The organism is Novosphingobium sp. FKTRR1, assembly GCF_020404405.1.
Classification (GTDB): domain Bacteria; phylum Pseudomonadota; class Alphaproteobacteria; order Sphingomonadales; family Sphingomonadaceae; genus Novosphingobium.
The window spans coordinates 26,956-47,869 of the sequence record NZ_JAIZDA010000008.1 but is presented as its reverse complement, the minus strand read 5'-3'; the positions used below and the strand labels follow the sequence as shown (position 1 = coordinate 47,869).

At 65.5% G+C, this 20,914-nt stretch carries 22 protein-coding genes; 13 read left to right on the top strand and 9 right to left on the bottom strand.

Going from position 1 to position 20,914, the window contains the following annotated elements; genetic code table 11:
- Window positions 1-6: 6 nt before the first annotated feature.
- Together LDN95_RS09795 and LDN95_RS09790 are read right to left on the bottom strand one after the other, a co-directional pair.
- On the bottom strand, window positions 7-675 hold the full coding sequence (locus tag LDN95_RS09795) for a methionine ABC transporter permease (protein ID WP_226017491.1): 669 nt from the start codon (window positions 673-675) through the stop codon (window positions 7-9).
- Window positions 672-1,400, bottom strand: coding sequence for a methionine ABC transporter ATP-binding protein (locus LDN95_RS09790; protein WP_305082581.1), 729 nt, complete (start codon window positions 1,398-1,400; stop codon window positions 672-674). The genes LDN95_RS09795 and LDN95_RS09790 overlap by 4 nt, the downstream gene beginning before the upstream one ends.
- Before the next feature lie 382 nt (window positions 1,401-1,782).
- Between LDN95_RS09790 and LDN95_RS09785 the strand changes: the two genes are divergently transcribed.
- Window positions 1,783-3,798: an NAD(P)-binding protein gene (locus LDN95_RS09785; RefSeq protein WP_226017490.1), complete on the top strand. Its 2,016-nt coding sequence runs from the start codon at window positions 1,783-1,785 to the stop codon at window positions 3,796-3,798.
- Between the two features lie 39 nt (window positions 3,799-3,837).
- Here the strand turns inward: LDN95_RS09785 and LDN95_RS09780 are convergent, their stop codons facing one another.
- Both LDN95_RS09780 and LDN95_RS09775 read right to left on the bottom strand, forming a co-directional pair.
- Complete coding sequence (locus LDN95_RS09780; RefSeq protein ID WP_226017489.1) at window positions 3,838-4,290, bottom strand: hypothetical protein; 453 nt, start codon at window positions 4,288-4,290, stop codon at window positions 3,838-3,840.
- Window positions 4,291-4,426: 136 nt separating this feature from the next.
- Window positions 4,427-6,031 (bottom strand): phosphoenolpyruvate carboxykinase, encoded by a 1,605-nt coding sequence (locus tag LDN95_RS09775; protein WP_226017488.1) that lies wholly within the window; start codon window positions 6,029-6,031, stop codon window positions 4,427-4,429.
- 294 nt (window positions 6,032-6,325) lie between these two features.
- On the opposite strand from LDN95_RS09775, the gene LDN95_RS09770 reads away from it, so the two are divergent.
- The 7 genes from LDN95_RS09770 (at window position 6,326) to LDN95_RS09740 (ending at window position 12,034) form a co-directional block, all read left to right on the top strand.
- Window positions 6,326-7,129, top strand: a complete 804-nt coding sequence (locus LDN95_RS09770) for a response regulator transcription factor (protein WP_226017487.1) — start codon at window positions 6,326-6,328, stop codon at window positions 7,127-7,129.
- Window positions 7,098-8,810: an ATP-binding protein gene (locus LDN95_RS09765; protein WP_226017486.1), complete on the top strand. Its 1,713-nt coding sequence runs from the start codon at window positions 7,098-7,100 to the stop codon at window positions 8,808-8,810. The genes LDN95_RS09770 and LDN95_RS09765 overlap by 32 nt, the downstream gene beginning before the upstream one ends.
- A complete protein-coding gene (locus tag LDN95_RS09760) occupies window positions 8,807-9,247 on the top strand; it encodes an HPr kinase/phosphorylase (protein WP_226017485.1) in 441 nt (146 codons plus the stop codon). The genes LDN95_RS09765 and LDN95_RS09760 overlap by 4 nt, the downstream gene beginning before the upstream one ends.
- 93 nt (window positions 9,248-9,340) lie before the next feature.
- A complete protein-coding gene (gene rapZ, locus LDN95_RS09755; protein ID WP_226017484.1) occupies window positions 9,341-10,279 on the top strand; it encodes an RNase adapter RapZ in 939 nt (312 codons plus the stop codon).
- Window positions 10,280-10,461: 182 nt separating this feature from the next.
- On the top strand, window positions 10,462-10,866 hold the full coding sequence (locus tag LDN95_RS09750; RefSeq protein ID WP_226017483.1) for a PTS sugar transporter subunit IIA: 405 nt from the start codon (window positions 10,462-10,464) through the stop codon (window positions 10,864-10,866).
- A 16-nt stretch (window positions 10,867-10,882) separates the two neighbouring features.
- The gene (locus LDN95_RS09745; protein ID WP_226017482.1) at window positions 10,883-11,179 is read left to right on the top strand and encodes an HPr family phosphocarrier protein; all 297 of its coding nucleotides are present in this window, start codon (window positions 10,883-10,885) and stop codon (window positions 11,177-11,179) included.
- Window positions 11,180-11,230: 51 nt separating this feature from the next.
- Window positions 11,231-12,034: an RNA methyltransferase gene (locus LDN95_RS09740; protein WP_226017481.1), complete on the top strand. Its 804-nt coding sequence runs from the start codon at window positions 11,231-11,233 to the stop codon at window positions 12,032-12,034.
- A gap of 15 nt (window positions 12,035-12,049) precedes the next feature.
- On the opposite strand, the gene rmuC is transcribed toward LDN95_RS09740, so the two are convergent.
- From rmuC to recR, 4 genes are all read right to left on the bottom strand, one after another.
- Window positions 12,050-13,672, bottom strand: coding sequence for a DNA recombination protein RmuC (rmuC, locus tag LDN95_RS09735; protein WP_226017480.1), 1,623 nt, complete (start codon window positions 13,670-13,672; stop codon window positions 12,050-12,052).
- A gap of 104 nt (window positions 13,673-13,776) precedes the next feature.
- A complete protein-coding gene (def, locus tag LDN95_RS09730; RefSeq protein WP_226017479.1) occupies window positions 13,777-14,346 on the bottom strand; it encodes a peptide deformylase in 570 nt (189 codons plus the stop codon).
- Window positions 14,347-14,395: 49 nt separating this feature from the next.
- Complete coding sequence (locus LDN95_RS09725) at window positions 14,396-14,737, bottom strand: VOC family protein (RefSeq protein WP_226017478.1); 342 nt, start codon at window positions 14,735-14,737, stop codon at window positions 14,396-14,398.
- A gap of 18 nt (window positions 14,738-14,755) precedes the next feature.
- Window positions 14,756-15,352: a recombination mediator RecR gene (gene recR / locus LDN95_RS09720; RefSeq protein ID WP_226017477.1), complete on the bottom strand. Its 597-nt coding sequence runs from the start codon at window positions 15,350-15,352 to the stop codon at window positions 14,756-14,758.
- A 50-nt stretch (window positions 15,353-15,402) separates the two neighbouring features.
- Here recR and fmt point away from each other — a divergent pair, with 50 nt between their 5' ends.
- The 3 genes from fmt to LDN95_RS09705 are packed head-to-tail and all read left to right on the top strand — an operon-like array spanning window position 15,403 to window position 18,177.
- Window positions 15,403-16,308: a methionyl-tRNA formyltransferase gene (gene fmt, locus LDN95_RS09715; protein ID WP_226017476.1), complete on the top strand. Its 906-nt coding sequence runs from the start codon at window positions 15,403-15,405 to the stop codon at window positions 16,306-16,308.
- Window positions 16,308-17,060, top strand: a complete 753-nt coding sequence (truA, locus tag LDN95_RS09710) for a tRNA pseudouridine(38-40) synthase TruA (RefSeq protein WP_226017475.1) — start codon at window positions 16,308-16,310, stop codon at window positions 17,058-17,060. Before fmt ends, truA begins: the two co-directional genes overlap by 1 nt.
- A gap of 1 nt (window position 17,061) precedes the next feature.
- The gene (locus tag LDN95_RS09705) at window positions 17,062-18,177 is read left to right on the top strand and encodes a zinc-binding dehydrogenase (RefSeq protein ID WP_226017474.1); all 1,116 of its coding nucleotides are present in this window, start codon (window positions 17,062-17,064) and stop codon (window positions 18,175-18,177) included.
- 73 nt (window positions 18,178-18,250) lie between these two features.
- Here the strand turns inward: LDN95_RS09705 and LDN95_RS09700 are convergent, their stop codons facing one another.
- A complete protein-coding gene (locus tag LDN95_RS09700) occupies window positions 18,251-19,228 on the bottom strand; it encodes an AAA family ATPase (protein WP_226017473.1) in 978 nt (325 codons plus the stop codon).
- 91 nt (window positions 19,229-19,319) lie between these two features.
- Here LDN95_RS09700 and LDN95_RS09695 point away from each other — a divergent pair, with 91 nt between their 5' ends.
- Both LDN95_RS09695 and LDN95_RS09690 read left to right on the top strand, forming a co-directional pair.
- The gene (locus LDN95_RS09695; protein WP_226017472.1) at window positions 19,320-19,970 is read left to right on the top strand and encodes a glutathione S-transferase family protein; all 651 of its coding nucleotides are present in this window, start codon (window positions 19,320-19,322) and stop codon (window positions 19,968-19,970) included.
- A 133-nt stretch (window positions 19,971-20,103) separates the two neighbouring features.
- Window positions 20,104-20,913 carry a VOC family protein gene (locus LDN95_RS09690; protein ID WP_226017471.1) on the top strand — a complete coding sequence of 270 codons (810 nt, stop codon included), beginning with the start codon at window positions 20,104-20,106 and terminating at the stop codon, window positions 20,911-20,913.
- Window position 20,914: the final 1 nt, after the last annotated feature.

The following is a 20,914-nucleotide window of genomic DNA, read 5'->3' as shown; positions in this document are numbered from 1 at the left end:
AGCCCTTCAACGATGATCGACAAGGCGGGTCAGGCGATCGCCAGCCCATTGGATGAATTGCACCAGCACTACCAGCAGCACGACGGTCACCAGCATCACATCGGCCTGAAAGCGCTGATAGCCATAGCGGATCGCAAGATCGCCCAGCCCCCCGGCACCGACGACGCCAGCCATGGCGGTGAACGAGACGAGCGTGATCGCGGTGACGGTCGCTCCTGCCGTCAGTCCGGGTAGCGCTTCGGGCAGCAGCACTTTGCCGATGATCTGCAACCGGGTGGCGCCCATCGCCTGCGCCGCTTCGATCGTTGCGCGCGGCACATCGCGCAGCGCCGCCTCGACCAGCCGGGCATAGAACGGCGCTGCCCCGCCGACCAGCGGCGGGATCGCTCCGGCAACGCCCAGCGACGTGCCGACCATTGCCAGCGTCAGCGGGATCATCACGATCAGCAGGATGACGAACGGAATCGAGCGCAGCACGTTGACCACGATGCCCAGCACGCGGTTGACCGGGCGGCTCTGGTCGATCTGTCCGTCGCTGGTCACGAACAGCAGCACGCCCAGCGGAATGCCCAGTCCGATCGTGAGCGCCAGCGATCCGGCAAGCATCGTCAGCGTATCGAGCGTGGCCTGACCGATATCGCTCCACACCACGTGCTGGAAAAAGCCGTCGTTCACTGGCCATCTCCCAACAGCGCCAGCGTTGCCTGCTCGCTGGTCCCGGAAAAGACGCTATCGACCGGCCCGCTTTCGACCAGTCGCCCGCCGTCAAGCACCGCCACGTGATCGCAGATCGCGCGCACGACTTCGAGTTCGTGGGTGATCAGCACGATGGTCAGCCCCATTTCGCGGTTGAGGTCCGCCAGCAGCGCCAGCACCGACCGGGTGGTTTCGGGATCGAGCGCGCTGGTCGCTTCGTCTGACAGCAGGATGTCGGGTCGGGTGGCCAGCGCGCGCGCGATGCCGACCCGCTGGCGCTGCCCGCCCGAAAGCCGGGCCGGATAGGCGTCGGCCCGGTCGGTCAGCCCCACCCGGTCGAGCAATGCGGCCACGCGCGCGGCACGTTCGGCCGGGGCGATCCCCGCAAGTTCCAGCGGCAGCGCCACGTTAGCGGCGACGGTACGATTGGCCAGCAGGCCGAACGCCTGAAAGATCATGCCGATCCGCCGCCGCAAGGGCCGCAAATCGGCCTCACGCAAGGTGTTGACCACCTGATCGTCAACCCGCACTTCGCCGGACGTGGGGCGCTCCAGCCCGTTGATCAGCCGCAGCAGGGTGGACTTGCCCGCGCCCGAACGCCCGATGATGCCGAACACCGCGCCCTTCGGGATGGTCAGATCGATGCCGTCGAGCGCCACGGTGCCGTCGGCAAAGCGCTTGGATACAGAGGAGAGGCGGATCATGACCGCAGTCTCTTGAAAGCGCGGCTCAAAATGTCAATCGTTTTGGTAGGGAATTGCACGCCCTTGCCGCCGTATCGGGCGCGATGGTCAAAAAATCGCCCCTCTCTCCGGGGGGGTGGAGAGAGGGGCGGGGCGCGGGGACTGGGATGCGCCCGTGGGTTCGCCTGCTGCTCTGGGGGCAGGTGGCCGTCTACCGGAGCAGGGCAGGGCTACGCGGCTGGAGGTTCGCGCGTCCTTGCAATCTGTCCTGTCCCCTCAACGCGGCGAGGCGGCCAGCCCTTCGCCGTCCTTTTTCGAATGGATTGAAAAAGGCGGGAATTGCCGACTGGACAGCACCGGGCGGCGGCGCAATCTAGCGCCCGCTAACAAGGGGGCAGGCGGCATGAACAACCAGAACCGCAACATCGGGGATGACCGGAAACTTGGCATGGACCGGGCGATCACGAGGCGCGATTTCGTCAATGGCGTCGCGGCGGGCGCCGGATTGCTGGGGGCTGGCCTGCTGGGGAGTGGCCTGCCGCAGTTCGCTTTTGCCGAGGGTGGCGGGGTACCCTTGCCGCTCGATCCTTATCCGCCTGCGCGCACCGGCATGCGCGGATCGCACCCCGGCGCGTTCGAGGCGGCGCATGCCTTGCGCGATGGCACGCTGAAACTGGCCGATGCGGTGGACAGCGGCGAACATTACGACCTCGTGATCGTAGGCGGCGGACTGTCGGGGCTGTCGGCCGCGCACTTCTTTCACAAGCGGGTGGGGCCGGGCGCGCGGGTGCTCGTGCTCGACAACCACGACGATTTCGGCGGCCATGCCAAACGCAACGAATTCACCGTCAATGGGCGCAAGCTGGTGGTCAACGGCGGCACGCTCAACATCGAAAGCCCGGCGCGGTATGACAAGTGGTCGCGTACCCTGCTCGACGACCTGGGCGTCGATCTGGCGCGGTATGAACGCGACAACGCGGGCAATGCCAAGCTCTATAGCTCGCTGGGCATGGGGCACGGGCTGGTGTTCGATGCCGAAACCTTTGGCGGCAAGGATGTGGTCCTGCCGCTGGGAGGCGGCTGGCGCGGGGGCAAGCTCGATCCGGCCCAGCTTGCCAAGGCGCCACTGACGGCAAGGACGCGCGCCGATCTTGCCCGGCTGTTTGCCGCAGACCAGCCCGACTTCCTGCCGGGTCTTGATGCCACCGCCAAGAAGGACTGGCTCGCGCGCCATTCGTACAAGCAGTTCCTGCTCGAAAAAGTCGGGGTCGACCCGCAAGTCTACTGGTTCTTCCAGACCATCGGCATGGCCAGCTTCTGCGTCGGCGGCGATGCGGTTCCGGCGCTGTTTGCATGGGTGCAGGGCTATCCGGGCTTTGCCGGGATGGCGCTGGGCGAGGTTCCGGCGGACTTGTTTGCCGATCTTCCCGGCGGTCAGCACGGCCGCCAGCGCGAGGGCGACAAGTCGATCCACTTCCCCGATGGCAATGCCACGCTGGCGCGGCTGCTGGTCGCGAAACTGGTGCCCGAAGCCACCACTGGCCGCACGCAAGAGGACATGGGCACCGCGGTGTTCGACTACACAGCGCTCGATCGGCCCGAAAATTCCACCCGCATCCGCCGGTCGAGCGTGGTGGTCAACGTGGCGCATCGCGGCAATCCGGCGACAGCGCCCGACGTGGCGGTGCGCTATGTCAAGGATGGCAAACTGACCGAAGTGCGCGGGGGCGCCGTCATTTTGGCCGGGTGGAACATGATGATCCCCTACCTGATGCCCGAACTGCCGTCCGCGCAGAAGGAGGCGTTGGCCTATGGCGTGAAGGGGCCGCTCGTCTATACCAGCGTGGCCGTCACCAACTGGCGCGCGTTCCACAAGCTGGGCGCGGCCAATTTCAGTTGCCCGACGATGTTCCATCAGGAAGTCGGCCTGACCGAAGCGGTGGGTCTTGGCGAACTGCATCATCCGCAAAGCCCTGACGAGCCGGTCGTGCTGCATCTGGTGAAGTACGCCAACAAGCCCGGCCTGCCGCGCCGCGATCAGCACCGGCTCGGCCGCGCGGACTTGCTCGCGCAGAGCTTTGCCGACTTCGAGCGCGAAACCCGCCGGCAGTTGCAGCGCATCCTCGGTGGAGCCGGGTTCGATGCCGCGCGCGACATTGCCGCCATCACCGTCAACCGCTGGCCGCACGGCTATGCCTATACCTACAACAGCATCTACGATCCGGTGGAATGGGTCTATAGCGAAAGCCCCGACCGCCCATGCGTGATCGGCCGCCAGCCGTTCGGACTGGTCAGCATCGCCAATAGTGACGCCGCTGCCAGCCCGCACACCGATGCCGCGATTCAGGAAGCCCACCGCGCGGTGCAGGAAGTGGTCGAACGGCGGACGTATCCGTTCGTCCCGCGCCGCGTGGGATAGCGCGCCGCAGGAACGGGCGGCTCTTGGACGTCAGTCCGGTCAGGCGTCGGGAATGGCCACCAGATCGGGTTCGACCCAGCCGCGCCGGGCCTCGACGCTGAACAGCCGTTCGCGCGAATAGAAGCACAGCGGCCAGTCGCGCGGGCCGATCTCGCTGGCCAGCAGTGCGTTGACCGCTGTCACTAGCGCAACGTCTGCGGGCAGCGTGGCGGCAAACGCGCGCACGCCGCGAATGTAAAGTTGGGTCAGCGTTTCGTGATAGCCCGCGCTGTCGGTGTTCTCGCCACCGACTGCCAGATTGTAGCCGCTGATCGTGGCGGGAAGTTCTGCTTCGGGCGCGAAGTCGGGGCGTTCGCGCAGCAACCACAGCATCGCCGCGAGATGCGCCTCGTGCGTCCATTCCGCCTTGGGCAGGGTGCGGGCCAGCAGACCTTCGCCCACCGCGCGCACGGCCGCATCATCGGGAAAAGGGCGGATCGGGTGGGTGGTCATGGTGATGGTCGCTTTCGCGCAAAAAGGAAAGAGGCCCCGCACGCGGCGGAGCCTCCTGCCAGCGGGGCGAAGCCCCGTCCAGTTGTTTGCCCACGTGTTTGGCGCGGGCCTCCGACGCTGCAGCGTCGGAGATCGTTCAGGCGGCGACGGGCGCTGCCTGGCGCACGCTTTCATCGACGTGTTCGGCAAACTGCTCGAAGTTGTCGATGAACTTGCGCACCAGATCCTGCGCGGTCACATCATAGGCCTCAGGGTCGGCCCAGGCGCCGCGCGGGTCGAGCAGCTTGGTGTCGACACCCGCCACTTCGACCGGAACATCGAAGCCGAAGTTGGGGTCTTCGCGGAATTCGGCATTGTTCAGGCTGCCATCGAGCGCGGCGTTGAGCAGCGCGCGGGTGGCCTTGATCGGCATGCGTTTGATGCCTTCCTGCGTGGCCTTGCCGCCCGACCAGCCGGTATTGACCAGCCAGCACTTCACGCCGCCCTTGTTGATCCGCTCTTTCAGCAGGTTGCCGTAAACAGACGGATGGCGTGGCATGAACGGCGCGCCAAAGCAGGTGGAGAACGTGGCTTCAGGCTCGGTCACGCCGATTTCGGTGCCCGCGACGCGCGCGGTGTAGCCCGACAGGAAGTGATACATCGCCTGTTCCGGGGTCAGCCGCGCGATCGGAGGCAGCACGCCATAAGCGTCGGCGGTCAGGAAGATGATGTTCTGCGGCACCGGACCCAGATTGTCGGCGCTGGCGTTGGGGATGAAGTCGATCGGATACGAACCGCGGCTGTTTTCGGCCAGCGAGGCATCGTCCAGATCGATTTCGCGGGTGTCGGGATCGATCACCACGTTTTCCAGCACGGTGCCGAAACGCTTGGTGGTGGCGAAGATTTCCGGCTCGGCTTCGGCCGACAGACGGATCATCTTGGCGTAGCAGCCGCCTTCGAAGTTGAACACGGCGGTGTCCGACCAGCCATGTTCATCGTCGCCGATCAGGGTGCGGCTGGCGTCGGCCGACAGTGTGGTCTTGCCGGTGCCCGAAAGGCCGAAGAACACCGCAGTGTCGCCATCGGGGCCGATGTTGGCCGAGCAGTGCATCGGCATCACGCCCTTGACCGGCAGCAGGTAGTTGAGGATGCCGAACACCGACTTCTTCATTTCACCGGCATAGGCGGTGCCGCCGATCAGGATCAGCTTTTCGGTGAAGTTGACCGCAACCACGGTTTCGGTCCGGGCGCCGTGGCGTTCGGGGTCGGCGCGGAAGCTGGGCAGATCGATGATCGTGTATTCGGGCACGAAGCCGGCCAGTTCATCGGCCGAGGGACGCACCAGCAGCGTGCGGATGAACAAGTTGTGCCAAGCGAATTCGTTGATCACGCGCACGTTGACACGGTGTTCGGGCTGGCTGCCGCCGAACAGGTCGGCCACGTAAAGCTTGTCCTTCTCACCCAGCGCGGCGATGAAATCGGCCTTGAGCGCGGCGAAGTGCTCGGGCGTCATCCCGACGTTGGTCTTGCCCCACCATACGGTGTTTTCGGTTTCGGCATCGCGGACGATGAACTTGTCCTTGGCGCTGCGGCCGGTGTGCTTGCCGGTAGCGACCACGAACGGGCCGTCCTTGGCCAGCACGCCTTCACCGTTGCGGACGGCGTGTTCGACCAGCGGCGCGGTGCCGAGGTTGGCGAAGAGTTCAGCCGGCTCGGGAAAGCCCTGCTGCGCAAGCGATACGTTGAGCCTGGTTGCGGTCACTTCGCTTCTCCCGTTCTGCAACCCTGCACCTGAGGCAGGGCGTGGTAGGTTTGTAGCTGGCTTGAATACGAATGCACAGACTCGCAAACGGCCCGCCCGTCAAGCCCGTTTGCTGCGTTGTCGCCGCTAGGACAACCAAGATTTTTGCGCAGCAAGTTGCATGATTCACAACTGTACGCTGTTCGATGCCCGGCGGGTCATGCGCAGTTGCGCATGCAGGATCGCGTGTGGTTGCCAGCGCGCGGCAGAACCGGTAATCGGAAAGGCCGTCAGCGCAGCAGGTATCGAACCAACATGGCCAGCACGCCCGAACCCCGCAGCGACGGTGCAAGTGCCGCTCCGATCCCGGTTCAGCCGAATGCGCCCCAAACGGTCGCCGGTCAGCGGGTCATCGCTCTGGTCGATGATGACCGCAACATCCTGACCACGGTATCGATCGCGCTGCAGACCGAGGGTTTTGCAACGCGTGTCTACAACGATGGCGCGGCGGCGTTGAAGGCGCTGGTCGAGAACCCGCCCGATCTGGCCGTCTGCGATATCAAGATGCCGCGCATGGATGGTCTGGAACTGCTGCAGCGGCTTCGCGAACGCAGCGACCTGCCGGTCATTTTCCTGACCAGCAAGGACGACGAGGCGGACGAGGCGCTGGGGCTTTCGCTGGGCGCGGACGATTACATCGCCAAACCGTTCAGCCAGCGCCTGCTGATCGCCCGGATCCGCGCGATTCTTCGCCGCAGCGATATCGTGCGGCAGGAACCCGGACACGGCGAGGATGCACCGACCGGACCGCTGCCCGAACCGATCCGGCGCGGGCGACTGGTCATGGACCCGGCGCGCCATCATGTCGAATGGGACGGACTTCCCGTGGCGCTGACCGTGACCGAATTCCTCATCCTTGAAACGCTGGCGCTGCGCCCGGGCGTCGTGCGGACGCGCAACCAGTTGCTCGATGCCGCCTATCAGGACGATGTCTTTGTCGATGATCGGACGATAGACAGCCACATCAAGCGGTTGCGCCGCAAATTCCGCGCGGTTGACCCGGGCTTTGCCGCCATCGAAACGCTTTATGGTGCCGGATACAGTTTTGCCGAAACCTGATGCGCCGATCGCCCGGTCGCAGCGCTTGCGCAATGCGGTTGGTCCGATAGCCCGGCGGCGGCTGTGGCGGACGCGCGGGGTGTCGCTGACCACGCGCATCCTGACGGTAAACGGCATCGCGCTGGCACTGTTGGCCGGCAGCTTCTTCTATCTCGACAGCTATCGCACGCAGCTGATCGGCGAGCGTTTCAAGCTGGCCCGCGCCGAAGCCGAGATTGCCGCCGATGCGCTCGATGGCGTGCCGCGCAGCCGGGTACGCACCCTTTTGGCGCGGATCGGGACCGAGCAGCGGTTGCGGCTTACCCTGTACGACGCGCGCGGGGCCTTGCTTGAGGACAGCTTCCTGCTGGCGCCGCCGCCTTTTGCCTTCATCGATCCCGCGCGTGAGCCGTGGTATCAAAAAGCGGCGCGCGGACTTGATCGCGGGGTCGATCTGGTGGTCGGCGCACCGGCGATCGAGCGCTATCGCGAACCGCCGCAGCCCGGCGCCGGCAACTGGCCCGAGATCGCCCGTGCCCGCAGCGCGGCGCGCACCGAAGTCTATTTGCGCTATGCCCCCGATCGCACCCCGGTGATCACCGCCGCCACGCCCGTGGGGCACAAGGGCGCGATGCTGCTGGCCATGCGCAATGCGCTCGATGTCACGCAGGAAGTGCGCGATGCGCGCCAGACGCTGGTGATCATCATCGGGCTGGCCTTCGTGCTGTCGATCCAGTTGTCGCTGTTTCTGGCGCGCACCATCGTCCAGCCGTTGCGCGCGCTGGTGCGGGCGGCGGTGCGTGTCCGGCTGGGTCGTGATCGCGAGGTCGTGGTGCCGCGCCTGCCCGAACGCGGCGACGAGATCGGCCTGCTGGCCCGCGCCTTTTCCGACATGACCGCCGCGCTGCGCCAGCGGATCGACGGGGTGGAGAGCTTTGCCGCCGACGTCGCACACGAACTCAAGAACCCGCTGGCAAGTCTGGCCAGCGCGATCGAATCGCTCGACAAGGTCGAGGACGCGGGACTGCGCGAGCAATTGAACGGCATCGCCCGCCACGATGTGCAGCGCATCGACCGCCTGATCACCGAAATCGCCGACGCCAGCCGCATCGACGCCGAATTGAGCCGCGCCACGTTTGCGCCGCTCGATCTTGCGCATCTTGCGGCACAGGCGGTCGCCTCGCGCGGGGTGCTGCCCGCGATGCTGGTGGAGGATTCACGCCGGGGCTCGCGCCACCGCGACCTACGCTCCGATGCGCGGCATGACCGGCGTTTCGATCAACGTCCCAAGCCCGGACCGATCCGTTTCCGCCGCGGCGATGGCCCGACGGTGGTGCACGGCGATGCGCTGCGGTTGGAGCGCGTGCTCGACAACCTGCTCGACAATGCGGTCTCGTTTTCCCCGCCCGGTGGTGCCGTCGATGTCGCGGTCCATGGCGAGGGCGGGCGGGTCTGGCTGACCGTCAGCGACGAAGGGCCGGGCATTCCTCCCAACCAGCGCGAGCGGGTGTTCGAACGGTTCCATTCGGTGCGCCCCGCCGATGAGGCGTTCGGGGATCACAGCGGCCTTGGGCTTGCCATTGCCCGGACAATCGCCGAAGCGCATGATGGTTCTTTGACGATCGCCGACCGCGCCGATGGCGCGCACGGGGCCTGTCTGATCCTGGAATTGCCACTGGCCGAGGAGGATGAAGAGGAATGAGCCAAGCCATTGCGGGGCTGCAGCATCAGGCGACATGCGTGATGATCGGATCGCGGGCGATCCTCATCGAAGGGCCGCCGGGATCGGGCAAGTCCAGTCTGGCGCTGGCGCTGATCGACCGGGGCGCGATCCTGGTCGGGGATGATGGCGTGCTGTTGCGCGCCGAGGACGGGCGGGTGCTGGCCAGCCCGCCAACCGCCATTGCCGGCAAGCTCGAAGTGCGCAACCTTGGCATCATCGAAGTTCCGTCGGTGGCCGGTGCGATCGTGGCGCTGGTGCTGGCGCTCGATCCCAGAGCGCCCCGTTTCATCGCGGCGGCCGATACCGCCGTGCGCGCGGGCGTGCCGCTGCCACTGGTCCGGCTTTATCCTGATACGCCAGTTCTGGGTTTGCGCGCCGAGGTGGCCTTGCGCCAGTTCGGCCTGCCCGATGTCTGATCGGCTTAACAGGACAAGGATCCTGCGGGCGATGACTACGGTTGTTCCGATCGCGGGCTTCCCATCGGGCAAAGTTAGGCGCAGAACACAAAGATGATCGCTGCACCTGATCAAGATCCGCCGCGTCAGACGCCCCAGCGCATCCTGCTTGTCACCGGCCTGCTCGGTGCGGGCAAGACCACGGCCATGCGCGCGCTTGAGGATATGGGCTGGGAAGCGATCGACAATTTCCCGATCCGCCTGCTCGACCGGCTGCTCGAAACCGAGCAGGGTACCGCCAGACTCGATGCGGGCGCGCCATTGGCCATCGGCTTTGACACACGCACCCGCGGCTTCGATCCCTCGCGCACCATCGCCAGCGTCAAGAAGCTGTCGCAGCGCACGGACCTTTCGATCACCACGCTGTTCCTTGATTGCGGTGGGCAGGAACTCGAACGCCGCTATAACGAAACGCGCCGCCGCCATCCGATGAGCGAGGACAAACCGGCGGCCACCGGGATCGCCGCCGAACGCGAGTTGCTCGACCCGTTGCGGCGTTGGGCCGAAGTGGTGATTTCGACCACCGACTTCACCACCAACGATTTGCAACAGGCGATTCGCGACCATTTCCGCACCGAACGACCCCGCGACCTCACGCTTACCATCAGCAGCTTCGGCTTTTCGCGCGGCACACCGCCACTGGCCGATCTGGTCTTCGACATGCGCTTTCTGGCGAACCCGCATTGGGTCGATGGCTTGCGCCCGCTGACCGGTCGCGATGCCGCCGTGGGCGATTACATCCGGCAGGATCCGGCCTTTGCCGAGGCGTTCGCGCGCATTCACGAACTGCTTTTGTTGCTGCTCCCGCGTTACGAGGCGCAAGGAAAACCCTACGTTAACGTGGCTTTCGGTTGTACCGGAGGGAAACACCGCTCGGTTTTCATGGCCGAACAGATCGCAGCAGCCTTGCGCGACGCCGGTTTTTCTCCCACATTGTTGCATCGCAACCTGGCCTCGCGCGGAGCGGACCTGCTTGAGGGAACACAGGTGTAATGTCTTACGTACAATGCCATAGTCTTGAACCATAAGAACAATCAGGTCCGTGGGATGGAATGCACACTGAAAGACAGTGATTCGGGTTGCCGGAGGTCTCGCATTTGCGATGATCCCGTGCCGTCGGTCACAGGCCCGCATTTTCGGGGTCTGATGGCTGCCCTTCGGAGCCAGTTCCGTTCATGATCGGTCTAATCCTTGTAACCCATGGCGCCCTCGCCGACGAATTCATCCACGCGATGGAGCATGTTGTCGGGCGACAAAAGGACATCGTCGGTGTCTGCATCGGCCCCAATGACGACATGGAAAAGCGACGTCGCGAAATCGCCGACGCCATTCGCCGGGTCGACAGTGGCGAGGGCGTGATCGTGCTGACCGACTTGTTCGGCGGCACGCCGTCAAACCTTGCCATCTCGTTGATGCAGGCGGGCAAGGTCGAGGTTATCGCTGGCATCAACCTGCCGATGCTGATCCGCTTGGCCAAGGCGCGCTCGTGCATGGGCGTGCGCGAAGCGACGGCAGCGGCACGCGATGCCGGGCGCAATTACATTACGATTGCTTCGGAATTCCTGGGACAGGACGCATGATCGATGGCTGAAGTTGATGGCTGACCCGGCCAATATTGCGCGCGAGACGGTTACCATCGTCAATGAACGCGGCCTTCATGCGCGGGCGAGCGCGAAGTTCGTCAATGCGGTTGCCAAACTGCCCGAAGGCTATGGGGTCATCGTCAGCAAGGACGGCACCGACGCCAATGGCGGTTCCATCCTCGGGCTGATGATGCTGGGCGCGGCCAGAGGCGACACGATCGAGATCGTCGTCACCGGACCGGACGCCGATGTCGAGCCGATCCTTGCCAAAGTCGCCGGTCTGGTCAAAGACGGTTTCGGCGAGGACTGATCGCGCGGCCAGCGCCTTGCAGCGCGGCCGTTGCTGGCGCATGGGGCGGCAATGCCACGCAAGACGATCACCGGATTTTCCAACCCAACTGTCAAGGCCGTGCGCGCCCTGCGCGACAAGAAGCACCGCCGCCGCGAAGGGCGCTTTCTGGCCGAGGGGCTGCGCCTGCTGACCGACGCGCGCATTGCCGGCCGCATTCCCGAACTGCTGCTGATGGCGCAAGGGCGCGAGGCTCATCCGCTGCTCGATGAACTCGAACACGCGGTCGAGGCGGCGGGCGGCGAAGTGCTCGAATTGCCGATCGAACTGCTGGCCAAAGTCACTGGCAAGGACAACCCGCAGTCGGTCGCCGGGGTCTATGCCGAATGGGACACCGGGCTCGATCGGATCGATCCGGCCGCAGCGCCGATCTGGCTGGTGGCGCAGGCGATGCGCGATCCCGGCAACCTTGGCACGATGCTGCGCACCGCCGATGCGGTGGGTGCTGGCGGCCTGATCCTGATCGACGATTGCGTCGATCCCTTCTCGGTAGAGGCGGTGCGTGCCAGCATGGGCGGCCTGTTCACCGTCGCCCTTGCACAAGCGCGCTGGGACGAATTCCTGCCATGGTTGCGTGCCGGGCAGGGGCAGCTGGTCGCCGCCAGCTTGCGCGATGCGGTGCCCTATCGCGGCGCGCCTTACGCTGCGCCCTGCTTCGTCCTGGTCGGCAACGAATCGCGCGGGCTTCCCGAGGATTACGAACTCGCCTGCGACTTGCGCGTGACGATGCCGATGAAAGGCCGCGCCGACAGCCTCAACGCTGCAATCGCGGGCGCGGTGCTGGCCTATGAGGTACTGGCGACGCTGGGGGGCTGATTGCCGGACAGGGCATCACTCCGCCGCCTCGGGCAGCGCGGGTGTCTCGTTAGACGCGTCGGCGTAGCGTGGCGCGCTTTCGACGAGCGGCACGTCCTCGATCTCGCGCTTGCCGATTTCGATGTGCTTGTCGCGCAGGCGTTTGCCGGCTGACAGCACGTTGCGTTCGAAGCTGCCGACGAACTTGTTGTAGTTGCTGACCGCGCTGTCCAGCCCTGAACCGACGCGCTTGAGATGTTCGGCCGCGACCGCGAGCCGGTCGTAAAGCTCGCCGCCCATCTTGCCGATTTCGCGCGCTTCGCGGGCGAGCCCGTCCTGCCGCCAGACTTGGGCGACGGTGCGGGCGATGGCGACAAGGTTGGTCGGGCTTGCGAGCAGTACGCGCCGTTCAAAGGCGAAGTCCCACAGCGCGGGATCGCGCTCAAGCGCGGCGGCGATGAAGTGTTCGCCGGGTACGAACATGAGGACGTAATCGGGCGCCTCGGCAAACTGGCTCTGGTAGCTTTTGGCACCGAGCGTCTGGATGTGGTTGCGCATCGACTGGACGTGGGCGTTGAGCGCGATCAGGCGCGCGTCATCGTCAGCGGCTTCAAACGCATCCTGATAGGCGTTGAGCGAGACTTTGGCGTCGATCACCAGCAACTTGTTACCGGGAATGCGCACGATGGCGTCGGGACGCAGCCGTCCTTCGTCGGTCTCGACCGACTGTTCGGTCACGAAGTCGGTGTGTTCGGCAAGGCCACACTGTTCGAGCACGTTGCGCAGTTGCAGTTCGCCCCAGCGGCCGCGTGTCTTGGGGCCGTTGCGCAAGCTGTTGCCCAGTTGCAGCGCGGCGGTGCGCACCGCTTCCTGTCCATCGCGCATCGACTGGATCAACCCGCCCAGATTGCCGAACGCATCGACGCGGTCCTTTTCCAGCTTGCCGACTTGTTCCTCATAGCTTTTCAGGCGCTGGTCGACGGGGGCAAGCAGCGCTTTCAGCCGTTCGGAGGCGCTCTTCTCGCTTTCCTCGAACCGGGCGCTGGCACGGGTGAGGAAGCTTTCCTGCGCCTTTTCCAGCACTTTGTTGCCGGCGTTCTCGAATTCCTTGCGCAGTGCCTCCTGCGCTTCGACCAGCAGGCGCTTCTGTTCGTCGAAGTGTCCGGCGTCGGCCTTCAACCGCTCAAGTTCGGTGCGGGCGGCGTCACGGTCGGCGCGAATCGTGATGAGTTCGGCGCGGGCGATGTCGCCTTCAGCGGCGCGGGCTTGCGCCGTGGCGAGCGCGGGACGCAGCGCATCGCGCTCTTCGCGGATGGTGGCGCGATCTGCGGCGAGTTGCGCGAGTTCGGCGCGCAGACCGTCCAGTTCACCCAGCCGGGCCTGCGCGGCGGCAAGTGCTGGGGACAATTCGTCGCGGCTGGCACGGACTGCGGCGAGTTCGGCGGCGACCTGATCGAGCAGCTTTGCTCGTTCGGAGGTGGCGGCAAGGTCCACGGTCATCGCCTTGACCTTGCCCTCCATCTCGCGCGCCTCAACCTCGCGCGAGTCGGCGCGGGCCCTCCACTCGGCGCCGGTTCTGCCGCCAAGGAAGAATCCCACAGCAAGCCCGACGCCAGCAGCGACAAGCACAAGAATCACAAGGAGAATCGGTGAAGTCACGCAGCGCCTCAATCTGGAACGAAGCGTGAACCTATCCTGCGCGATCCCTCAATGCAACCGGCTGCGCCAGATTGGAGCGGAAAACCCCGCTCCAGACCCTGGCATCACGCCACGCGGCGCAGCTTTTCCAGTTTGCGCAAGGCGATACCGCGCTTGAGGCGCGACAGGCGGTCGATGAACAGGATGCCTTCGAGATGGTCCATCTCGTGCTGCAGGCAGGTGGCCAGCAGGTCGTCGATGTCCTGTTCGTGGACGTTGCCGTCAAGATCCTGCCAGCGGGCGCGGATGCGCGCGGGGCGCTCGACCTCGGCATAGATGTCAGGAACCGAGAGGCAGCCTTCCTGATAGAGGGTCAGTTCCGCCGACGGTTCGAGGATTTCGGGGTTGATGAACACCCGCGGTTCCTTCTTGGTCGGCTGGTGGTGATGGTGGTGGCCGCCGTGCGCTGTGCACACTTCGGGTTCGGCATCGGGGTCATCGGGCTGCAGGTCGATCACCAGCACGCGCAAGGGCACGCCCACCTGAATCGCGGCGAGGCCGATGCCGGGGGCATCGTACATCGTCTCGAACATGTCGGCGACGAGCGTGCGCAGCTCGTCGTCGAACGCGGTGACGGGGGCGGAAACCTGCTTGAGGCGCGGGTCCGGAACTTCGATGATCTCGCGAATGGCCATGGCTGGGAGATAGGCAACACGGGGCCGACTCGCAAGCGGTGGAATGCGATCAGACTGATCGCGGCTCCCACAATTCGATCGGATTGCCCTCCGGGTCGGTGATCCGGGCAAACGAGCCATAGACGCCATCCCAGTCGGGGTTGCGTTCGACAGCGATGCCGGATGCCTCAAGCTTTGCGATCATCCCCGGCAGGTCGTCCACCCGCAAATTGAGCATGGCCTGACGCACAAGGGGGAAATAGGCGGAATCGGCGGGGAAAGGCTGAATGACCGTCGGCCCCGCCTGTTGCTCCCATTCCGGGCCCATGCCCAGATGTTCGGCATACCATGCGGCGAGCGCTTCGGGATCGTTCGCGCGGAAAAAGTAACCGCCAATGCCTTGTACCGCCATCTGCAGGCCTCCCTGCGTTCAACCCACCGGTCGCCGCGCGCGCAGCGCCTGAGCCAAAGTGCCCTCATCAAGGTAATCGAGTTCGCCGCCGACGGGTAGTCCGTGGGCGAGCTGGGTCACGCGGATGGGGAAGGTTTCGAGCCGTTCGGCGATGTAGTGCGCGGTGGTCTGCCCTTCGAGCGTGGCGTTCATCGCCAGCACCACCTCGTCGATGCCGCCTTTGGCCACGCGGTCGAGCAGGCTGCCGATGGTCAGGTCTTCGGGGCGCACGCCTTCCAATGCAGACAGGCGCCCGCCGAGCACGTGGTACTTGCCGGTGAACAGCCGCGCGCGATCGAGCGCCCACAAGTCGGCCACTTCCTCGACCACGCAGATGGCGCGCGCATCGCGGCGGGTGTCGGTGCAGATACCGCAAGGGTTGGCGGTGTCGACGTTGCCGCAGGTGTCGCACTCGACCAGCCGCTCGCGCACCACCGCAAGCGCATCGACCAGTTGGTCAAGCGCGGTCTCGCGCCGTTTGATCAGCCACAGCACCGCGCGCCGCGCCGAACGCGGGCCCAGTCCGGGAAGGCGGGCCAATGCGCCGCTCAGCGCCTCGATCTCTTGCGATGCCATGGGCTGGGAGATAGGGCCAATCCGGCAAAACGGAAGGCACTTTTCAGGCAATGCGCATCATCTTCATGGGAACCCCGGACTTTGCCGTGCCCAGCCTGCGCGCGCTGGTCGATGCCGGGCATCAGGTGGTCGCCGCCTATAGCCAGCCACCGCGCCCGGCGGGGCGGGGCAAGAAGCTGCAGCCCTCGCCGGTGCAACTGGCGGCCGAGGCGCTGGGGATCGCGGTGCGCACGCCGGTTTCGCTGAAGGGCGCGGACGAGCAGGCCGCCTTTGCCGCGTTGCAGGCCGATGTAGCAGTGGTTGCGGCCTATGGCCTGATCCTGCCGGTGCCGGTGCTGGCCGCGCCGCGTCTGGGGTGCCTGAACGTCCATGGCTCGCTGTTGCCGCGCTGGCGCGGGGCGGCGCCGGTGCAGCGCGCGATTCTGGCGGGGGATATCGAAACAGGCGTCACCATCATGCAGATGGAGCGCGGGCTCGATACCGGGCCGATGCTGGCGACGTGGGCCACACCGGTTGCGGGTAAGACAGCGGGCGAATTGACGCAGGACATCGCCGAGGCGGGTGCGCGGCTGATGGTCGCGGTGCTCGCCGATCTGCCCGGCCATCCCCCGGTGCCGCAGCCCGAACTTGGCGTGACCTATGCCGCGAAGATCGACAAGGCGGAGAGCCGTCTGGATTTCACGCAAGGCGCAGGCGCGGTGGAGCGGCAGGTGCGCGCCTTTGCGCCGGGGCCGGGGGCGTTCTTCGAGCTTGAGGGAGAGCGTTATCGCGTGCTGGCGGCAGAGGTGGTGGATGCAGATGGTTCGCCGGGAACCGTGCTCGATGACGGACTGACCATCGCGTGCGGGCAAGGCGCCTTGCGTCCGTTGCAGGTGCAGCGCGCGGGTCGTCCGGCGATGGACACCGCGGCGCTGTTGCGCGGCCGCGCCATCCCCGCCGGCACGGTGCTGGGCTGATGCCGCGCTTTGCACTGACGCTGGAATGGGATGGCACACCCTTCATGGGATTCCAGCGGCAGGGCCATGGCCCCACGGTGCAGCAGGCGGTGGAGGAAGCGGCCTTTTCGGTGGTGGGCGAGGCGGTCACGCTCCACGCCGCCGGGCGTACCGACGCCGGGGTTCACGCGCTGGCCATGCGCGCGCATTTTGATCTGTCGCGCGATTTCGATGCGTTCCGGCTGTCCGAGGCGATCAGCGCGCGCTTGCGCCTTGCCGGGCATCCGGTTGCGGTGATCGAGGCCCGCGAGGTCAGCGAAGATTGGCACGCGCGGTTTTCGTGCACCGGCAGATCGTACGAATACCGCATCGTCAACCGTCGCGCGCCGCTGACGCTGGAGCTGGCGCGGGCCTGGCGGGTGGCCCGTCCGCTGGACCATCAGGCGATGCAGGCCGCGGCGCAACTGCTGGTGGGCAAGCATGACTTCACCACGTTCCGCTCGGTGCATTGTCAGGCGGCCTCTCCGGTCAAGACGCTCGACCGGCTGGACGTGCGGCGCGAGGGCGAGCGGGTGATCGTCGAGGCGGCGGCGCGCAGCTTTCTGCACCATCAGGTGCGCTCGATGGTCGGCTGTCTGGTGCTGGTCGGGCGCGGCGAATGGAGCGTGGCCGACATGGGTGCCGCGCTTGCCGCCAAAGACCGTTGCAGATTAGGACTTAACGCGCCGCCCGAAGGGCTATACTTCGTCCACGCATCATATCCGGGAGAGTGACATGGGCGAAGTGCGTGGAAAGCAATTGGTATCGACGCTGGAGGCCGATGGCCGCCTGATCGTCGAATTGCGCGACGAGGTTCTGGCGGCGCCGACCGGCAGTGAAATCCTGATCAAGATCGAAGCCGCGCCGATCAATCCGTCGGACCTTGGCCTGCTGTTCGGCCCGGCCGACGTCGCCAACGCCGATTACAGCGATGGCCGGATCGTGGCACAGATGCCCGAGCCTGCGATCCGCGCGATGGCCGGCCGTCATGGCGAGGCGATGCCGGTAGGCAACGAGGGCGCGGGCACGGTGATCGCGGCGGGCGAGGCTCCGGAAGCGCAGGCGTTGCTGGGCAAGCGGGTGACGGCCATCCCCGGCGGCATGTACGCCACCCATCGGCTGGTGAAGGCGGGTGACGTGCTTGAACTGCCCGCCGGAACGACCGCGGCGCAAGGCGCGTCGGCTTTCGTCAACCCGCTGACCTCGCTGTCGTTTGTCGAGGCGATGCGGATGGAAGGCCACACCGGGCTGGTCCACACGGCGGCAGCCTCAAACCTTGGGCAGATGCTGGTGAAGATCTGTCAGGCCGATGGCGTGCCGCTGGTCAACATCGTGCGCTCGCCCGAACAAGTGGCGATCCTCAAGGGGATCGGCGCGGAACACGTGATCGACAGCAGCGCCGAAAGCTTTGCCGATGACCTGATCGCGGCGTTGCGGGCGACCGGCGCGACGATGGCGTTCGACGCGATCGGTGGTGGACGGCTGGGCAGCCAGATCCTTGGCGCGATGGAGCAGGTTGCCAACAGCGGCGCGGCCTATAGCCGGTATGGCAGCAATTCGGCCAAGAAGCTCTACATCTATGGCGCTCTCGACTTGTCGCCGACCATCCTCAACCGCAACTTCGGCTTCAGCTGGGACGTGTCGGGCTTCCTGCTGTTCCCGTTCCTGCAGAAGGCCGGTCTGGAAGTGGCCGGTCGCCTGCGCCAGCGCGTGCGCGACGAACTGACGACCACGTTCGCCAGCTATTACAAGGCCGAAGTCACGTTGGAACAGGCGCTGACGCGCGACGCGGTGCTGGAATACAACGCCCGCCGCACGGGCGAAAAGTACCTTATCACGCCGCACGGCTGATCGGGGTCGGATTGCGCGACCGGGCAAGGCACATGCTTCGCCCGGTCATGCCCCGCCGGTTAAGCCCCGCCAGTTATGCCTTGTTGGCGACGCTTTCGGGCAAGTCCTTGCCGAACACGCGCTGATAATATTCGGCCACCAGAACGCGCTCCGCTTCGTCGCACTTGTTCAGGAACGACAGGCGGAAGGCGAAACCCACGTCGTTGAAGATCGCGGTGTTCTGCGCCCAGCTGATCACGGTGCGCGGGCTCATCACGGTGGAAATGTCCCCGGCGATGAAGCCCTTGCGGGTGAAGTCGGCGACCCGCACCATGTCGGCGGCCACCTTGGGGTCGAGGCCGAGCACCTTCTTGGTGACGATGTCGATCTCGGTCGCAGGCGCAAGATAATTGAGCGCGACGACGATATTCCAGCGGTCCATCTGGCCCTGGTTGATCGCCTGCGTGCCGTGATACAGCCCGCTGGTGTCGCCGAGGCCGACGGTGTTGGCGGTGGCGAACAGGCGGAACCACTTGTTCGGGCGGATCACCCGGTTCTGATCGAGCAGCGTCAGCTTGCCCTCGGTTTCCAGCACGCGCTGGATCACGAACATCACGTCGGGGCGACCGGCATCGTATTCGTCGAACACCAGCGCGGTCGGCGTCTGCAGCGCCCAGGGCAGCAGACCTTCGCGAAATTCGGTGACTTGCAGGCCATCGCGCAGCACGATGGCGTCGCGCCCGACCAGATCGATGCGGCTGATGTGCGCGTCAAGGTTGATGCGGATGCACGGCCAGTTCAGCCGGGCGGCCACCTGCTCGATGTGCGTCGATTTGCCGGTGCCGTGATAGCCCTGCACCATCACGCGGCGGTTGTGGGCAAAGCCTGCAAGGATCGCCAGCGTGGTGTCGGGGTCGAACACATAGTTCGCGTCCGTGTCGGGAACACGTTCGTCCGCCTGGCTAAAGGCGGGAACCTTCATGTCGATATCGATTCCGAACGTCTCGCGGACGTCGATTTCGGTATCGGGCGCGGCGATCAGCGTGGTCGCGTGGTTCGGAAGTTCGGTCATCGCTTGTTCGCCTATACGTGGGCGCGGCTACCTGCAATATTCTTCCTGCATCCGGAAACAAGAACCGGACGAATGATCAGGGGGAGCAGACATGAAACTGTACGGTGCGCTGATTTCGCCATTTGTCCGCAAAGTGGCGCTTGTCGCTACGGCAAAGGGGATTGCGTTCGAATCCGGACGGGGTGGCCCCGGCGTTACCGATCCGGAATTTCTGGCGGTCAGCCCTTTCGGGAAAATCCCCGCGATCAACGACGATGGGTTCATTCTGGCTGATTCGACCGCGATCGCGCTCTACCTGGAAGCCAAAGTGCCCGAACCCGTGCTGCTACCGGCCGAACCGCAGGCGCGCGGCCGGGTGATCTGGTTCGACGAGGTTGCCGACACGATCTTTGCCGTCTCGGGGCTGAAGATCCTGTTCAACCGGGTGGTCGGGCCCAAGCTGATGCAGATCGGCGGGGATGAGGAACTCGCCCGGCAGGGTGAGGCGGAACTGCCGCGCATTCTCGATTATCTTGAGGGCGTCGTCCCCGAACAGGGCTGGCTGGTCGGCGAATCGCTGACTTTGGCCGACTACAGCATCGGCAGCATGTTCTGCACGATGGAATACTGCCTGCCCTGCATCGATCTGACGCTCCGGCCGCGCACGGCGGCCTGGTACGCAAGGTTGCAGACGGACGATGCCTGGGTGCAAGTGGCCACGCGTGAGGAGCGGCTGCGCCAGCGGATCATGGCGCTGGCCTGACGGCGCGTCGCCGCATTTGCCGTGCCACCGGCGATCCGGTACTTTGCCCCAAAGGGCAAGCAGACTCGCGCAATCAAACTCGCGCAATCAGACTCGCGCAAAAAAACTCGCTGGGCAAATGGGGAGTGCGGTGATGACCAATCATGTCGCCAATATCGTCCGGGGCAGTATCGTCTGGTACGAACTGATGACCACCGATGCCGATGGCGCGGGGGCGTTCTACAACGCGGTCGTCGGCTGGACGCTCAGCGGCCACGACCCCCATTCACCGATCGACTATCGGCATTTCCTGCGCAGCAATGGCAGCAACGCGGGCGGCGTCCTGCAGTTGACGGCTGACATGCAGGCAGAAGGCGCGCATTCGGCTTGGGTGCCCTATTTCGCGGTCGAGGATGTCGATGCGGCGACAGCGGCCATCCTAGCCGATGGCGGGCGGGCACTGGGTCCGCGCATGGACATTGCCGAGGGCAGCTTCGCGATGGTCACCGACCCTTCCGGCACGCCGTTCTACCTGATGAGGCCGATCCCGCCGCAAGATGCCCCGGATGCGGTGAGCGAGGCGTTTTCGCGCGACAAGGTACAGCATGTCCGCTGGAACGACCTGCTGACGCCCGATCTGCCCGGCGCGCTGGCGTTCTATGCCCGGCACTTCGGGTTCGACCTTGCGCAAGTCATGCCGATGGGACCGGCCGGGAACTATCACTTCATCAACCATCACGGCCTGATGCTGGGTGGCATCATGCAGCGCCAGAACGAGGCCGATCTGCCGCTGTGGCGTGCCTATTTCGGGGTACCTTCGGCCTTGGCGGCGCGGGCCGCGATCGAGGCGCACGGCGGCACGGTGCTGGCCGAACCGCACGAAGTGCCCGGCGGCGACTGGGTGGTCGTCGCCCGCGATCCGCAAGGCGCGCTGTTCGGTGTCGTCGGTCCTCGGGGAGAATGAC

Coding starts and splice junctions, on each gene's coding strand:
- LDN95_RS09790 (WP_305082581.1), bottom strand. CDS start 1,400: ATGATCCGCCTCTCCTCTGTATCCAAGCGCTTTGCCGACGGCACCGTG.
- LDN95_RS09785 (WP_226017490.1), top strand. CDS start 1,783: ATGAACAACCAGAACCGCAACATCGGGGATGACCGGAAACTTGGCATG.
- LDN95_RS09780 (WP_226017489.1), bottom strand. CDS start 4,290: ATGACCACCCACCCGATCCGCCCTTTTCCCGATGATGCGGCCGTGCGC.
- LDN95_RS09770 (WP_226017487.1), top strand. CDS start 6,326: ATGGCCAGCACGCCCGAACCCCGCAGCGACGGTGCAAGTGCCGCTCCG.
- LDN95_RS09765 (WP_226017486.1), top strand. CDS start 7,098: ATGGTGCCGGATACAGTTTTGCCGAAACCTGATGCGCCGATCGCCCGG.
- LDN95_RS09760 (WP_226017485.1), top strand. CDS start 8,807: ATGAGCCAAGCCATTGCGGGGCTGCAGCATCAGGCGACATGCGTGATG.
- rapZ (WP_226017484.1), top strand. CDS start 9,341: ATGATCGCTGCACCTGATCAAGATCCGCCGCGTCAGACGCCCCAGCGC.
- LDN95_RS09750 (WP_226017483.1), top strand. CDS start 10,462: ATGATCGGTCTAATCCTTGTAACCCATGGCGCCCTCGCCGACGAATTC.
- LDN95_RS09745 (WP_226017482.1), top strand. CDS start 10,883: ATGGCTGACCCGGCCAATATTGCGCGCGAGACGGTTACCATCGTCAAT.
- LDN95_RS09740 (WP_226017481.1), top strand. CDS start 11,231: ATGCCACGCAAGACGATCACCGGATTTTCCAACCCAACTGTCAAGGCC.
- def (WP_226017479.1), bottom strand. CDS start 14,346: ATGGCCATTCGCGAGATCATCGAAGTTCCGGACCCGCGCCTCAAGCAG.
- LDN95_RS09725 (WP_226017478.1), bottom strand. CDS start 14,737: ATGGCGGTACAAGGCATTGGCGGTTACTTTTTCCGCGCGAACGATCCC.
- recR (WP_226017477.1), bottom strand. CDS start 15,352: ATGGCATCGCAAGAGATCGAGGCGCTGAGCGGCGCATTGGCCCGCCTT.
- fmt (WP_226017476.1), top strand. CDS start 15,403: ATGCGCATCATCTTCATGGGAACCCCGGACTTTGCCGTGCCCAGCCTG.
- truA (WP_226017475.1), top strand. CDS start 16,308: ATGCCGCGCTTTGCACTGACGCTGGAATGGGATGGCACACCCTTCATG.
- LDN95_RS09705 (WP_226017474.1), top strand. CDS start 17,062: ATGGGCGAAGTGCGTGGAAAGCAATTGGTATCGACGCTGGAGGCCGAT.
- LDN95_RS09700 (WP_226017473.1), bottom strand. CDS start 19,228: ATGACCGAACTTCCGAACCACGCGACCACGCTGATCGCCGCGCCCGAT.
- LDN95_RS09695 (WP_226017472.1), top strand. CDS start 19,320: ATGAAACTGTACGGTGCGCTGATTTCGCCATTTGTCCGCAAAGTGGCG.
- LDN95_RS09690 (WP_226017471.1), top strand. CDS start 20,104: ATGACCAATCATGTCGCCAATATCGTCCGGGGCAGTATCGTCTGGTAC.